Below are 14,976 nucleotides of genomic sequence, written 5' to 3' on the forward strand. Positions count from 1 at the left end.
TCATAAAGCGCAATCCGACCCGGTGCGTCATATACGAGGAAGTTAACAACCCCTTCTCATATCCATACCAGACACCAATCGTAAAAGAGGGGAGAGCGGCAAGAACGGCTGTGAGCAGGTATTTCTGTATGGCAGGGCTCCAAGTCGGGTTTGAGAATTCGGAGTATAGCCAAGTGGCAATCGGCAGCGGCTTCCGGCCCAGAATTTGCCTGTATTTGTCCGGAAGGTGACACGTCTGGCAAAAAGCCAGTAAAACACCTCTGACAATGTTTATAACTGAAACCTTGGGGATCCCATGTCTCGTCCCAATAAATTGCGCTGCGCCGCTATTTTCCTAACCCTAATCACCACCCAAGCCCTGGCCACAACCCACATCACCGCCGACCGCATGATCGACGTGGAAACCGGCAAGGTCATCGAAGCCCCGATCATCACCGTAGACGGCAATCGCATCACCTCGATAACCGCCAATGGCGAAGTCCCTGAAAATGCCATTCGCCTGCCGGGCGCGACCCTGATCCCGGGCCTTATGGACATGCATGTACACCTGACCGGGGACGCCCACACCCACGGCTACCGCCGCCTGGCGGTCTCCACCGTACGCTCAGCGCTCACTGGCGTGAAGAATGCGCGCATTTCCCTGGAGTCCGGCTTCACCACCATGCGCAACCTGGGGGCTTCCGGATATGCCGACGTGGCCCTGCGGGATGCGATCAATGCTGGCGATATTCCCGGTCCACGTCTGTTTGTGTCCGGTCCGGCAATCGGTATCACCGGTGGGCATTGTGATAACAACTTGCTGCCCGTCGAATACAAAGCCGAGGGCGGCGGCGTGGCGGACGGTCCCTGGGCGGTGCGCGCCAAGGTGCGGGAAAATTTCAAATACGGCGCTGACCTGATTAAGCTGTGTGCCACTGGCGGCGTCATGTCCAAAGGCACTGAGCCGGGTGCACAGCAATTGGCATTGGAAGAAATGCAGGCAGCGGTGATCGAGGCACACAACCGCGGTACCAGTGTGGCGGCCCACGCCCATGGCACTGCGGGAATCAATGCGGCGATTCGTGCGGGAGTGGATTCGGTGGAACACGCCAGCTTTCTGGATGAGGAAACCATCCGCCTGGCAAAGAAGCACGGTACCGTGCTCTCCATGGATATTTACGTCACCGAGTACATTCTTTCCGAAGGCGAAAAGGCCGGTATCCTGCCGGAAAGTCTGGAAAAAGAGCGCCGTGTCGGTGGCCAGCAGCGGGAGAGTTTCCGCGCTGCGGTGGATGCCGGTGTGAAAATGGTGTTTGGCTCCGATGCCGCAGTCTACCCCCATGGTCAGAATGCACGACAGTTTTCCCGTATGGTGACCTTCGGCATGACTCCGCTGCAGGCATTGCAGGCTTCCACGATCAATGCGGCGCAACTTCTGGGTAAGCAGGATGACCTGGGCAGTATTAAAGAGGGCAAATTGGCGGATCTCGTAGCGGTACCTGGAAACCCGCTGGAAGATATATCCGTTCTGGAACAGGTACTATTTGTCATGAAAGACGGTGAAGTTTTTAAGAATACTTCCGAAAACTTCTAAGTTCCCCGAAAAAATTGTGCTCAATAAAAAAGGCCCGTGGATATAAATCTGCGGGCCTTTTTATTTGAGGTTTACAGTCTATTTAACTGGGCAGAGAGCTTTCCGGGGGAGCAGCTTGCGGGTTGTTTCTCAGCTTTCCGGTTACTTTGGCTTTACTGCGCGCGGCAAAATTACTGATATCCACTCCCACCCCATACAGCGCCGGCACCAGCAGCAGCGTAACAAAGAACGCCACAAACACCCCGAACGCCAGCGCCACCACAATCGGTTGCAGAAAGGCGGCCTGAATACTTCGTTCCAGCATCATCGGCAACAGGCCCACAATGGTGGTTACTGTGGTGAGCAGAATAGGGCGGAAGCGCGCAACACCGGCTTCGACAACAGCCTTGAGTGGCTCAATGCCTTTTTCCCGCAGGCGGTTGCAGTGGTCCATTAGCACCAGGTTGTCGTTCACTACGACGCCAGCGGCTGCGGCGATGCCGAAGTAGCTGAAAATCGCCATGGTCATGCCCATTACGCCGTGACCCAGAATTGCGCCGACGAAGGCAAACGGAATGGCAATCAGGATCAGAATCGGCTGGAAGTAGCTGCGGAACGCCACCGCCAGCAGGCTGTACATGGCGAAGAAGGCCATGGTGTACAACCCGAGTACCTCGGCAATAAAGCGCTTCTCACCTTCCGCCTGACCGACGGCCCCGCGCACAATACCCGGATAGCGCTTTTCCCATTCCGGAAAGAAATTTTCTTCCAGGTCTTTCATGATGTCACCGCGCACGTCGTCTTTCAGGTCCGCCATTACTCGCGCCGCGCGGTTGCCGTTCCAGCGTTGAATACGTTTGATACCCGGCGCATATTCCAGATCGGCGATAGCGAGTAAAGGAACTTCACGGCCATCGCTGGTGCGCACGCGAAAGTCCTTGAGGCTGTCGATGGAGCGGCGCAATTCCAGTGGATAGCGCACCATGACTTTTACATCCTGGCCGCCCCGGGGCAGTCGCTGTACTTCTTCTCCGAAATAGGCCTGGCGTACCTGGCGGTTCACTTCCGCCAGAGTCAGACCGAGTTTGGTGGCGCCGGGTTTGAGGTCGATACGGATTTCTTCCGAGGCGCCTTCCAGATTGTTGCGTACGTCGTACAGGCTTTCGTAGGTGCGCAATTGGGATTCCAGGTCCGATGTGGCTTCCCGCAAGATGTCCAGATCTGGGTGGCGGATGGAAAGCTCGAATCCGGGGCCGTTGTTGTTGGCGGTGTATTGTACGGAAACTTCTTTTGCATCCGGCACATCGCCCAGTAGTTCACGCAGGCGTAACGCCGCATCTTTTGCCGACATTTCACGGGTCTCCGGCGGTGCCAGTTGCACAATGGCGATGACGCTGTCACGGCGGGAGCGGGTGTACCAGTTTTCGATCAGTGCGCCTTCTCCAGATTTTCCCTGTTCAGCAGCGCGCTGATTGACCTCTTCCTCGAGACGTTTTTCGGCATCCTGAAGCTGCGCGAGGACTTCCAGTGCCCGACTGTAAGGGGCGCCCTCCGGCATGATCACATTCACGATAATCTGATCAGATTCGATATCCGGCATAAAGCTTTTCTTGACCCAGCCACTGCCGAAGGCGCCGAAACCAATCATCATTACCGCAACAAAAATACTCACAGTAAGGTAGCGGCGATCCACCGCCCATTGACCGGCGCGACGGTAGTGGTTTTGTGCAAAGTGCACGATGCCATTGGCGATACGTTGCTGAACGCGCCCAAACCGACCGGGCTCGGTCTGCGGCTTCAGGTTGTTCAGGTGCGCGGGCAGAATAAACAGAGATTCAATCAGGGAGAACAGCAGCGCCAGAATCACTACCCAGGTGATGTGTCGGGTGAATTCACTGGTGGAGCCACTGATAAAAATCCATGGCAGAAATGCGAGGATTGTGGTCAGTACTGCAAAAATTACTGGTTTGGCCACCAGTTGTGTGCCCAGTACCGCCGCGCTCAGACTGCCACCGGATTTCTGATGTTCCGGATTGTGAGACTCGCTGTGAATGCTTTCGCCCACCACAATCGCGTCGTCCACGACAATGCCGAGCACCAGCAGGAATGCGAAGGTCGAGAGCATATTCAGGGATACACCCACTGTGGGCAATAACACAAAGGCGCCGGCGTAGGCGGTGCCGATGCCTACAGATACCCAGAAGGCGACCTTGGGGCGCAGGCTGAAAATCAGTACCAGTAGTACCAGTAGCAGACCCATAAAAGCGGAGCTGCTGATGGTTTCCATACGGCCCTTGAAGTCTTCTGCATTATCTGTCCATAGAGTGAGCTCTGCACCGGCAGGCAGGGTTTCACGGCGTTCGGCAATCCATTTGCGAATGGAGTCCGAGGCGGTGACGATGTCCATGGTCTCGGTGCTCATGACCTGCAGCAGAACCGCTGGTTCACCGTTGAGGGTGGCGAGGATCTCGTTGTCCTCAAAACCGTCCACCACTTTTGCCACATCGCCTACACGGATGGTGCCGCCGTCGGCAGTCTGGCGCACAATAATGTTGGCAAATTCCTGTTCGCTGTCTGCCTGATTGCGCACTTTCAGTTGATAGCTGCCCACCTCGGTGCGTACGGTGCCTGCAGATTGATTGATGGAATTTGCGCGAATGGCATCCGCCAGTTCCTGAAAGGTCAAACCATAGCGGCGCAGCGCCTGCTCACTGACCTCGATGGAAACCTCTTCCATGCGTGTGCCAAACAGTTCCACTACCGAGATGGCCGGCAACGTGGCCACTTCGCGGCGCAACTGCTCCGCGAGGCGCTTGAGCTCACGCTCGCCCAGGTCACCATGCACGGCTACGCGGATAAACTCGTTGCGATTTACCCACTGGTGTACCTGAGGCGGTTCAATGTCCCGGGGGAACGATGAGATACCGTCCACGCGGATTTTTACATCGTTCATGAAACGGGAAAAATCCACGGTGGTTTCCGCAAGGATATACACCTCACCAAAACCTTCGGAAGAAGTGGATCGCACCCAGTCGATATTGTCCAGATCGCTCACCGCTTCCTCGATACGCGCGACGATCTGCTCCTCCACTTCCTGAGGTGCGGCACCTGGCCAGGAGACGCGAATCTCCAGTCCTGGGAAGCGCACCTGTGGGTCCATTTCCCGCTCCATGCTGAAGAAGCCGATTACGCCGGCGACAAGAATGCCGATCATGGCGAGGTTGGCGGCAACCCGATTGCGGGCCCACCAGGCGATCAAACTGTTCATGAGAGCTTCCTTAGCGGCGGGCCAGTTGGGTGATGGGTTGCACTTCCATACCGTCCACGGGATTGGCGACGGTGGAGGTCACCACGCGTTCGCCATCGGCAACACCGGCGGCCAACACCACGCGATTGTCGGCAGTGGACAGCACTTCAACGGTGCGGATATCCAGGCGGTTATTGTCGTCTACCACATAGACCTTATCGGCGCTGCGCAGGGCTTCCCGGGGTACTACTATGGCGTCCCGCTGGGCGGTAGATTCCGCCTGTGCGGTAACAAACAGTCCCACCGCCAGCGGCACTCCGTCACTGGCACCTTTGCCGTAGGGATCTTCCACTTCTGCTACTGCATAGATCAGGCGGGTTTGAGGATCGATACTGGCCTGGGTGCGCACGATATGGCCCTGCCACCGTTGTTCGTGGTTTCCCACCAGGGCAGAAAGGGTCACCGCTGGGCCCGGTGTCTCTTCGCTGGCAACAAAGCCGAGTGGAAGATCGAGTTCCAGTAATTGGCTGTCGGTCAGCGGAAGTCTTACCTCAACGCGATCTGTCGCAAATATGCGTCCCAGGGAGGTGCCGGCTGTCACGTACTGGCCGACGCCCACATCCCGGCTCACCACACGGCCGCGGTAAGGCAGGCGGATCTGAGTGCGGGCCAGATTCAGTTCCGCGTCCGCCAGTTCGGCCTTGGCGGCACGCAGGTTGGCTTCGGCCTCCAGCATCTGAGGTTTGTTTACCTGGAGCGGGGTGGGTTCTTTATTGGGGTTCAGGCCAAGCCACTGCTGGCGTTTGATATCCGCGGCGGCTTTTGCCTGTAACAAAAGAACTTCTGCCTGGGCAACCCGGGCCTTGGCCTGGGCGACGTTCAATTGGAAATCGGCATCATCCAATTGAATCAGAGTTTCACCGGCCTCGAATCCAGCGCCCTCGGCAAAGCTGTTTGCGATGGCGGTGATGCGTCCTGACACCTGTGGTGTGAGGTTAATAGCGGTGTGCGCGCGCACCTCTCCTTGTGTGGTGACCTGTAGCTGAACCGGCTGCGCGCGAGCCGGTGACGTAACCAGGGATACCAGGCGCTGTTCTTCTTCTTTTTTCTCCGGTTGCGGTTTTGCCGCTGACATCCACTGCACGGCGCCAAAGGCTGCCGCGAGTACCAGTACCGGTGCCATCACTTTCAATGATTTTCTGTTCATTTTTTTCGCAGTTTTGTTGCGTAGTTTTTAGGGGGTTGCCTGATGGACGGGGTGGTGCACCTAGATGGATGCAGGAGGGTGGAAAAAAATTTCGCAGGCGCGGGGAACTTTCTCAGATAGTTATTGACGGGCACCTGATAATCATTATCATTACGCATCAAGTTTACAGCATGTTCATCATGTTTTACGGGGTGGTCGATGACAGGGTGGCCAAAGGCTGACCTGGCAGCGACGCGAAGGATGATTAGAAAAGGGGTTTGAAAGGATGAAGGGCATCAAGAGCCAGGGTTTTAAATGGAATTTATTGGCGGCCGCTGTTGTGGCGAGTCAGGTGGCGGCAGTAGCGCAGGCTGATGACGCCGCTGCCACGGAATCTGCCTCCGACGCGAGTATGGAAACCGTGGTGGTAACCGCGACCGGCTTTGAGCAGAAAATAACCGACGCGCCTGCCAGTATCTCGGTGATCAGTGCCGATGATCTGAAGACACGTCAGTTCACCAATTTATTGGATGCGGTGAAATACCAGGAAGGCGTCGATATCGGCAGTACCCGGGATAAGACCGGTCAGGGCTCCATCAGTATGCGCGGCCTCACCGGTGAATACACGCTGGTTCTGATTGATGGTATCCGTCAGAACAATCATGGCGATATTTATCCGAATAACTTTGGTGGAAATCAGTTCAACCATATTCCCCCCCAGGACACCATCGAGCGTATCGAAGTGATTCGCGGCCCCGCGTCCACCCTTTATGGCGCGGATGCACTGGGTGGTGTCATCAACGTGATCACCAAGCGCCACACCGAAGAGTGGGGCGGCGGTATGACGTACGGCCGCAGTCTGCAGACCAATGACGATTTTGGTGATGATATCACCACGGATTTCAATGTGGTCGGGCCGATTGTTCCCGGTGTGCTGACCCTCGGCCTGCATGGCAGTGTGTACGAGCAGATGGCCTCAAGTCCGGAATTCCAGCCCGCGGTTGATCCGAGTGGCGGAATACACGTGCGCTCAATGGGTTTCGGCAGTGGAGGTCGCACTGTGGACAGCACTGCCGAACAGTTCGGCTTCAGCCTGTCTTGGAGCGCCAGCGATAACCAGTTTGTGCGCTTCAACTACGACACCTCTGAGCAGTCTTACGACAACACTCCCACCTTTGATATCAATACCGGTGAAATTACTTATCCACTGGGTACCAAAGACAATATCGAGTCTGTCTGGCGCGACAGTGGCGGCCAGGTTCAGCCGCGCACTGGTTACGCGGCCGATCAGATGTTTACCCGCGACTGGTGGTCCCTGAGCCACGAAGGGGATTGGGGCTTCGCCACCAGCAGCGTCTCTCTGAGCTTTGTTGATACCAACAATGAAGGCCGTACCCTTCCGTTTACCGTAGCCGAACGTCTTGAACTTCAGGAAATGTATGACGGCACCGGTGAATACGCCGGCATGGATGAAGACGCGCGCAAAGCATTGGCAGAAGCCACTTTTCTGCCGCGCCCGCAGCGTACCCTGGCCAGCAACCAGTACACTCTGGATGCGCGCCTGGATGTCCCCCTGAGCAATATGCTGGGAGAGCATATGCTGGTGATTGGTGGCCAGGTGATTGATGGTGAGCTGGAAGACGATGTTTTCGGTATTGAAGACAACGCGGCCGGGGGTGTTCAGGAACAGAAAATGTACTCGCTGTTTGTTGAGGACAACTGGACGCCGGTTGGCGACATGACCCTTACCGCCGGTGTGCGTTACGACAACCACGACACTTTCGGAAGCCAGGTCTCGCCGCGCCTTTACAGCGTGTATTCGCTGACCGATAGCTGGACCGTAAAAGGTGGCGTCAGCACCGGTTACAAGACCCCGCAAACCACTGATCTCTACGACGGGATTACCGGGTTTGGTGGCCAGGGCACGTCGCCGTTCGCAGGTAACCCGGAACTGAAGCCGGAAACCAGCGTAAACAGTGAAATTGCAGTCTACTGGAGTGCGCCATCAGGGGCGCACAACTTCAACGCTACCCTGTTCCAGACAGATTTCGAAGACAAGATTGCCAGTGGCGACACAATCTTCAGCTGTGAGCGCACCGGTGGTGTTCGCCCCTGTGTGAACCTGGGTGAATATGACTCTCTGGGGTACGAGTCCTATAGCCAGAAAATCAATGTGGATGAGGTGGAAATCCGTGGTCTGGAACTGGCTGGGCAGGTATCTCTGGCGGCAGACTGGTCTTTGCGCGCCAACTATACCTGGACTGACAGTGAGCAATTAAGTGGTCCGGAAGAAGGGCAGCCGCTTACCAACACCGCAGAGCACATGGCCAATGCCACGCTGGACTGGCAGGCGACGGGCGATCTCTCTGTGTATCTGCAGGCCGAATTGCGCTCCGACCGCTACCGCAGCTGGGATAACGTGCTCGACAAGCCCCTGTACTTTGAAAACTACGAGGTATTGAATCTGGGTGCACAGCTGCAGATCAACGAGTACGTCTCTGTGAACGGCCGCATCAATAACCTGCTGGATGAGGATTTCACTTCGTACAGTACCTCCTATACCGATCTCAACGGCGATGGTGTTTACACCTATGCGTCGGGCCGTGGTGCAGTCAGCGAAGTGGTCTTTACCGATGATTACAACGTGAAGGACAAAGCACGAAGCTTCTGGGTGGGCGTTAACGTGTCCTTCTGATCGGGCCGGGTGAAGCACCATTTGGTGTATTGCTCGACCAATTGCGATACCTGCCTCAGTGGCAGTGGGTATCGGCCAAAAAATACCGGTGGTTATGGATAACCGCCGGTTTTTTTTTGGTAAATCGACAGGTCTATTCCCGGTATTTTTAACGTAATTTACATCGGGTTAACCCTTCTTTACGGATAACTCGGCCATCATGTAGATCCCTTTTTCAAGAACCTGTTATTCACCGTGCGCCAACTATCCTACCGTCAACGGACGACGTTAATCCTGCTGTTCGCAATGGCCGCTCCAGCGCCACTGTATGCCGCTCCGGAGTCCACCGAGCCTGAATTCTCTGACGCCCAGACGCTGGCGAGTATTGAATCGGCGGAGCAGACCGCTGTTGTAACGGCCGACTGGTGGCAGCAGTTCGACGATCCCCTGATGGTTGACCTGATCGACCGTGCCATTGCTGCCAATCCTGATCTGCACAGTGCCCAGGCTGCGGTGCGGGCAGCCACATCTCAGGCGGCGATCACCGGTGCCACCTTGAAGCCCGAGCTGGATGGCAGTACTTCCGCATCCCAGAGTGATGGTCGCAGCAGCTACGGTGCAGGCGTGGATGCCGGGTGGGAGCTGGATATATTCGGCGGTAACCGCGATAGCCTTCGCGCCGCCGAAGCTGACCTGGCGGCAACGACTGCCGGTCTGCAGGACATACAGATTTCTCTGGCCGCCGAAGTGGCCACCAATTACATCACTCTACGTCAGGGCCAGGCACAGGCAGATATTCTCGTCCGCAATCTCGCTGCGCAGCGGGAAACCGCAGAGTTGATAGAAGCCCGCTACAGAGTCGGGCTCGACAGTGAATTGGAATTCACTCAGGCCAGGTTAAGTGTCGGGCAATTGCTGGCGCAGTTACCGGAACAGGAAAAAGTGGTCAGCCAATCCATGCATAGCCTCGCGCTCCTTGTTGGTGAAGAGCCGGACGCATTGATCGCGCAATTGCGCACCGTTACCGGCGTACCCTATATGGCGCACCTGCACGGGAATCCGTCAATTGACGCCGAGCTGGTGCGTCGCCGCCCGGACCTCCGTGCGGCGGAGCACGCGGTGGCCGCGGCCGCTTTCCGCCGGGATGCGGCAGAAGCAGATCGCTATCCGAGCTTTCGACTCGGTGGCGCGTTGAACTTCAGCAGCCTGGATGCCGCGGATCTGTTTGATTCCGCAAATCTTGTCCGATCACTGCTCGGCTCCATTAGCGTACCTCTGTTTAATGGCGGTCGTCTGAAAGAGCAGGTAAACGTGCGCGATGCGCAGCATGAGCAGGCGGTAAATCAATATCGGAAAACACTGCTTACCGCGCTCGGTGAAGTGGCGGACGCCCAGGTGGATATGGTCAGCAGCGAACAGCGAATTCCCCAATTGACAGAGAATCTGGTGATGGCGCGGGATACCCTGGATCTGGCCTTTACCCGTTACCAGGCTGGTGCGGTGAACTTTCAGACGGTGCTCGACAGCCAGCGTCAGGTGTTAAGCGCGGAGGAAGCGCTGCTGCATGCCCGGGTAGCCAATTCCCTGGCCGCAATCAATCTGTACCGCGCGCTTGCCGGCAGCTGGTAATTCGAGAATAAAGACATGGAGAATCAATCGATGAGTGATCGCCACCAGTCGGTTCAGGAAATGCTGGCGCAGTCTGGCAATAGACACGGTTTTTTTACCGGGCTGAAATCGAGATGGAAGAGTGCGAGCATTACCCGTCGCAATAAAATCGGACTGGGTGTCGTCGGTGCGGCCGCAGTGGCCTACTGGGGATGGAGCAGTTTCTTTAGCGCGGGCGGCACGCCACAGTTCAGCACCGCAACCATCGGTCGTGGTAATCTCGAGGTCTCGGTAACCGCGACCGGCAATCTGCAGCCGGTCAATCAGGTGGATATCGGTACCGAAGTATCCGGCACGGTGGAAACGGTTTCCGTGGACTACAACGATCAGGTAAAAAAAGGTCAGGAGCTGGCCCGCCTGGTTACTGTGCAGTGGCAGGATCAGGTGCGCAAAAGTTCCGCGGCATTGGCGTCTTCCAAGGCAAGTCTGCAGCAGGCCGAGGCCTCGCAGATTGAAGCCGCACAAAACGTAAAGCGTTTACTGGATTTGAGAGAGGCCACCGATGGTCGTTTGCCATCGCGCGCTGAACTGGAGGCCGCAGAGGCGGCGGACAGACGTGCCCGGGCCGACGTTGCCGTCGCCGAAGCCAACGTGGAATCCGCCTCTGCGGATCTGGCGTCGGCAGAAACCAATCTTGCCAAGGCGATTATCGTTTCACCGGTGGATGGCGTGGTGCTCTCGCGCGTGGTGGAGCCTGGCCAGACCGTGGCCGCGTCACTTTCCGCCCCGGTGTTGTTCACCCTTGCTGAAGACCTGTCGAAAATGGAGTTGGAGGTCAGCGTGGACGAGGCGGATATCGGCAAGATGTCCAAAGGGTTGAATGCGACATTTTCCGTTGATGCCTGGCCTGGCCGGGAGTATCCCGCCACGGTCACCCGTGTGAGTCTTGGCTCCAGTATTGTCGATAACGTGGTGTCCTATTCCACGCTGCTGTCCGTAGATAATCCGGATCAGACCCTGCGCCCGGGGATGACCGCAACAGCCACGATTACCACGGAATCTCGTGAAAATGTTCTGCTTGTACCTAACGTCGCGCTGCGTTTCACCCCGCCAGCGGAGTTGATGCCGGATATGTCCCCCCGTGGAGAGCAAGGCGGTGAAGGTGCCGGTGGCCGTCGCGGAGAAAATGGTGAGCGTCCTCGCCGTGAAGGTATGGGGGCGAGAACCAGGGGAGACGGTGAGCGGCAGCGCAGTGGGAATAATCAACCCGGTGGCGTGTTCTCCCAGCTGATTTCCGGTCCTCCTCGTGGATTCCGTGGCTCACGTGACCGCAATCAGAGGCGCACTTCTTCGGTTATGTCCAACCGCGGGCCACAACGTGTGTGGGTGATGGAAAACGGCGAATTGAAACCCGTGCGTGTGCGTACCGGCATCAGCGATGGACGTTATACAGAAATCATCGGCGGCCGCCTGGAAGAGGGTGCTGAGGTGATTACCGGAATGACAGGAGCGCGCGGATGAGTGCACTGCTGGAATTTTCCGGAGTCACCAAAAGTTATGGCCAGGGCAGTGCCGCATTTCAGGCGCTGCGCGGTGTCGATCTCATAGTGGAAGAGGGCGATTTTGTCGCGGTGATGGGCCCCAGTGGGTCCGGTAAATCCACCGTGATGAACATTATCGGCTGCCTGGATATTCCCACCACCGGTGGCTATCGCTTTCGCGATGTACAGGTGGAATCGCTGTCCCGCAATGAGCGCGCTCTGTTGCGCCGGCATTTTCTCGGCTTTGTTTTTCAGGGGTTCAACCTGCTGGCCCGCACCTCGGCTCAGGAAAATGTCGAATTGCCGTTACTGTATCGCGGCGAACCGGCCGATGTACGCGCCGCGGCCGCAAAGCGTGCGCTGGCTCAGGTCGGGCTTGCGGGGTGGGAGCACCACACCCCGGCGGAACTTTCCGGTGGCCAGCAACAGCGTGTGGCCATCGCCCGGGCCATCGTCACCAGCCCCACTCTGCTGCTCGCAGACGAACCCACCGGTAACCTCGATACATCTCGTAGTCACGAAATCATGGAGCTGCTGGTCTCTCTGAACCGCGATATTGGCATCACCGTATTGATGGTGACTCACGAAGAGGAAATGGCAGCCTACGCACGCCGCATGGTGCACTTTGTCGATGGCCGTGTTGCCCGGGACGAAACGCAAGAATCGCGCGTGCGAGAAACGGGGGAGTACGCCAATGTTGTGGAGTAGTCTGCTGCTGGCGGTGCGCGAAGTGCGCCGCAATATCCTGCGCTCTTTCCTCACCGTGCTCGGTATTGTGATCGGAGTTTCGGCGGTTATCACCATGGTGACCCTGGGCAACGGCGCTACGGAATCCGTACGCGAACAGGTGGAAAAACTCGGTAGTAATCTGCTGATGCTCCGCCAGAGCCGATTCCGCCGCGGGCCGCCGGGCAGTGCCGGCTCTTCTGGTCCGCCGCCGTTCAAGCTGGATGACGCCGATGCGATTCGCTCCTACATTCCTGGCGTGGCCGCGGTGGCGCCAGAGCTGGAAGTGAGTACCACTGTCGTGGCCTATTCCAACAACTGGTCTACGGAAGTTGTCGGCAGCAATACGGAATACTTCACCGCCGCCAATTGGGAACTGGAGGCCGGGCGCTTTTTCAGTGAGGAAGAGGCGCAGATGGGGTCTACCGTGTGTGTGATCGGGTCTACCATTCGCGACGAATTATTCGGCGAGTCTGCTACACCTGTGGGCGATATCCTGCGGGTGAAAAATTTTTCCTGTGAAATTATCGGCGTGCTGAAATCCAAAGGGCAAGCGCCCATGGGTGATCAGGACGATAAGGTAATTATGCCCCTCGGTGCCGTACAACGGCGCCTGGCGGGCAGCCGGCGCAATATCGACACCATTCTTGTATCCGTTGTCAGTGCGGAACAGATTGACCAGGTGAAGGCGGAAGTTACCCAGTTGATGCGTGAACGCCGCCGGCTGTCGGAAAATGAAGAGGACGATTTCAATGTGCTCGACACCCGACAGATCGCTGACGCACTCTCCGGTACTACGCAGGTACTTACCGGGCTGCTGGCTGCGGTGGCTTCTGTAAGTCTGCTGGTGGGTGGTATCGGGATCATGAACATCATGTTGGTGTCCGTGACCGAGCGGACCCGGGAGATCGGCATTCGTCTTGCCATTGGTGCGCTGGAGCGGGAGGTACTTCTTCAGTTTCTGATTGAAGCGGTAGTGTTGGCCGCGCTGGGTGGATTGATGGGTATTATTCTTGCGACCGTCGCATCGGTGGGGTTGTCACTATTAATGGGGCTTCCATACCGGTTTGACGTGGCGATCAACCTGATTTCTTTTGTGTTCTCTGCGGGAATTGGCGTGTTGTTCGGCTATATGCCCGCCCGTCGGGCGGCACAGCTGGACCCGATTGATGCTTTGCGGCACGAGTAATGAAATTGGTCATATAGGTCGTACTTGAAAACCGCCCAGAAAATGGAAACGGTCATAGAGAGCAGGTAGTCTTGGCAGCCGGTACCGGAGTGCCAATCGAATAAATATTTTTAATCAGCGGAATAAATGGCCGCTATTAACCTGTTATTAAAGCTGATTTCCAACCTGGTGATTTCTCAATGCCAAGCTCACCCTTGTCCGCTCACTTCTTCTCAACTTACCGGGCTTTAACTGCTGGGGTTGCGATCTGCCTGACTCTCTCGGGTTGCAGTCGAGATGTGGAGGCGCCCGCTGACGGCGAGCGGGCACCGGCCGCTCAACCGGTAGTGACCGAGGTAGTGGAGTGGCAGCCGCGCAATGTGCGGATTGAAGCCGTAGGCACGTCCAGAGCACTGAAAAGCGTCACCGTACATCCGGAAGTCAGCGGCGAGGTTGTGGAAGTGACCTTTGCGGCGGGAGACAGGGTAAAGGCCGGGCAGACCATTGTGCGCCTGGATGATCGCGACCAGCGTCTCGCGGTACAAATCGCCAGTGTGGAACTGGAAGATGCCAAGCGCCTGCACAACCGCTACCAGCGTACCCGCGGTTCCGGCACCGTGACCGAAAGCGTGCTGGACGATGCGCAGAGCGCGGTCGAGCGCGCGCGACTCAATCTCGATCGGGCGAAAGTTGCGCTGGACTATCGCAGTATCGAGGCGCCTTTTGACGGTTACCTGGGCATCAGCAATATCGACCCCGGTTCCCGCGTAGATACCACCACCGCGATTACCACCATCGATGACCGAAGCAAATTACTGGTGACCTTTCAGGTGCCGGAACTGTTTCTTGGGCAGATTCAGCAGGGGCAGGAGATCGCCGTCGCCACCTGGTCCAATGGCAGCGCGGATCACACCGGTCAACTGGTAGAGATCGACAGCCGCGTCAATCCAGAGACTCGTACCTTTGCGGCCCGCGCCCTGGTGGTAAATGACCGCGATCTGCTGCGCCCGGGGATGAGTTTCCGCGTGACGCTGAATCTGGAAGCCGGGCGCTATCCGCTGATTCCGGAAGTGGCCCTGCAGTGGGGTAATGATGGTGCGTTTGTGTGGGGTGTGAACGACGAAAAAGTCACGCGGATTCCCGCCACCATCGTGCAGCGGGTACCCGGGGCCATTCTGGTGGAGTCCGATCTGCCTGAAGGTATGCAGGTGGTTACCGAAGGTACCCAACGCATGCGCGAAGGCCTGCGTGTTACCAATATCGCGGGGCTTTAA

Annotated in this window: 9 protein-coding genes; 7 read left to right on the plus strand and 2 right to left on the minus strand. The window is 57.1% G+C overall.

Annotated elements, in window-relative coordinates:
• The first annotated feature begins 295 nt into the window (after positions 1-295).
• Positions 296-1,573, plus strand: coding sequence for an amidohydrolase family protein (locus AAFH99_RS08990; protein WP_406827546.1), 1,278 nt, complete (start codon positions 296-298; stop codon positions 1,571-1,573).
• 82 nt (positions 1,574-1,655) lie between these two features.
• Here the strand turns inward: AAFH99_RS08990 and AAFH99_RS08995 are convergent, their stop codons facing one another.
• Positions 1,656-4,820 (minus strand): efflux RND transporter permease subunit, encoded by a 3,165-nt coding sequence (locus AAFH99_RS08995; RefSeq protein ID WP_406827547.1) that lies wholly within the window; start codon positions 4,818-4,820, stop codon positions 1,656-1,658.
• A 10-nt stretch (positions 4,821-4,830) separates the two neighbouring features.
• On the minus strand, positions 4,831-6,006 hold the full coding sequence (locus tag AAFH99_RS09000; RefSeq protein ID WP_043316872.1) for an efflux RND transporter periplasmic adaptor subunit: 1,176 nt from the start codon (positions 6,004-6,006) through the stop codon (positions 4,831-4,833).
• A gap of 265 nt (positions 6,007-6,271) precedes the next feature.
• Here AAFH99_RS09000 and AAFH99_RS09005 point away from each other — a divergent pair, with 265 nt between their 5' ends.
• From AAFH99_RS09005 to AAFH99_RS09030, 6 genes are all read left to right on the plus strand, one after another.
• Positions 6,272-8,680: a TonB-dependent receptor domain-containing protein gene (locus AAFH99_RS09005; protein ID WP_406827548.1), complete on the plus strand. Its 2,409-nt coding sequence runs from the start codon at positions 6,272-6,274 to the stop codon at positions 8,678-8,680.
• A gap of 285 nt (positions 8,681-8,965) precedes the next feature.
• Complete coding sequence (locus AAFH99_RS09010) at positions 8,966-10,288, plus strand: efflux transporter outer membrane subunit (RefSeq protein WP_406827549.1); 1,323 nt, start codon at positions 8,966-8,968, stop codon at positions 10,286-10,288.
• A 30-nt stretch (positions 10,289-10,318) separates the two neighbouring features.
• Positions 10,319-11,788 (plus strand): efflux RND transporter periplasmic adaptor subunit, encoded by a 1,470-nt coding sequence (locus AAFH99_RS09015; RefSeq protein ID WP_406827550.1) that lies wholly within the window; start codon positions 10,319-10,321, stop codon positions 11,786-11,788.
• Entirely contained in the window at positions 11,785-12,516 is a 732-nt protein-coding gene (locus tag AAFH99_RS09020) for an ABC transporter ATP-binding protein (RefSeq protein ID WP_043316861.1), read from the plus strand. Before AAFH99_RS09015 ends, AAFH99_RS09020 begins: the two co-directional genes overlap by 4 nt.
• Positions 12,503-13,723 (plus strand): ABC transporter permease, encoded by a 1,221-nt coding sequence (locus AAFH99_RS09025; protein ID WP_406827551.1) that lies wholly within the window; start codon positions 12,503-12,505, stop codon positions 13,721-13,723. The genes AAFH99_RS09020 and AAFH99_RS09025 overlap by 14 nt, the downstream gene beginning before the upstream one ends.
• Before the next feature lie 278 nt (positions 13,724-14,001).
• Complete coding sequence (locus AAFH99_RS09030) at positions 14,002-14,976, plus strand: efflux RND transporter periplasmic adaptor subunit (protein WP_043316852.1); 975 nt, start codon at positions 14,002-14,004, stop codon at positions 14,974-14,976.

Source organism: Microbulbifer sp. ARAS458-1 (genome assembly GCF_045348205.1).
GTDB lineage: Bacteria > Pseudomonadota > Gammaproteobacteria > Pseudomonadales > Cellvibrionaceae > Microbulbifer.

What these genes read in the sequence shown, in the direction of transcription:
- AAFH99_RS08990 (WP_406827546.1), top strand. Translation starts at nt 296, where the DNA reads ATGTCTCGTCCCAATAAATTGCGCTGCGCCGCTATTTTCCTAACCCTA.
- AAFH99_RS08995 (WP_406827547.1), bottom strand. Translation starts at nt 4,820, where the DNA reads ATGAACAGTTTGATCGCCTGGTGGGCCCGCAATCGGGTTGCCGCCAAC.
- AAFH99_RS09000 (WP_043316872.1), bottom strand. Translation starts at nt 6,006, where the DNA reads ATGAACAGAAAATCATTGAAAGTGATGGCACCGGTACTGGTACTCGCG.
- AAFH99_RS09005 (WP_406827548.1), top strand. Translation starts at nt 6,272, where the DNA reads ATGAAGGGCATCAAGAGCCAGGGTTTTAAATGGAATTTATTGGCGGCC.
- AAFH99_RS09010 (WP_406827549.1), top strand. Translation starts at nt 8,966, where the DNA reads ATGGCCGCTCCAGCGCCACTGTATGCCGCTCCGGAGTCCACCGAGCCT.
- AAFH99_RS09015 (WP_406827550.1), top strand. Translation starts at nt 10,319, where the DNA reads ATGAGTGATCGCCACCAGTCGGTTCAGGAAATGCTGGCGCAGTCTGGC.
- AAFH99_RS09020 (WP_043316861.1), top strand. Translation starts at nt 11,785, where the DNA reads ATGAGTGCACTGCTGGAATTTTCCGGAGTCACCAAAAGTTATGGCCAG.
- AAFH99_RS09025 (WP_406827551.1), top strand. Translation starts at nt 12,503, where the DNA reads ATGTTGTGGAGTAGTCTGCTGCTGGCGGTGCGCGAAGTGCGCCGCAAT.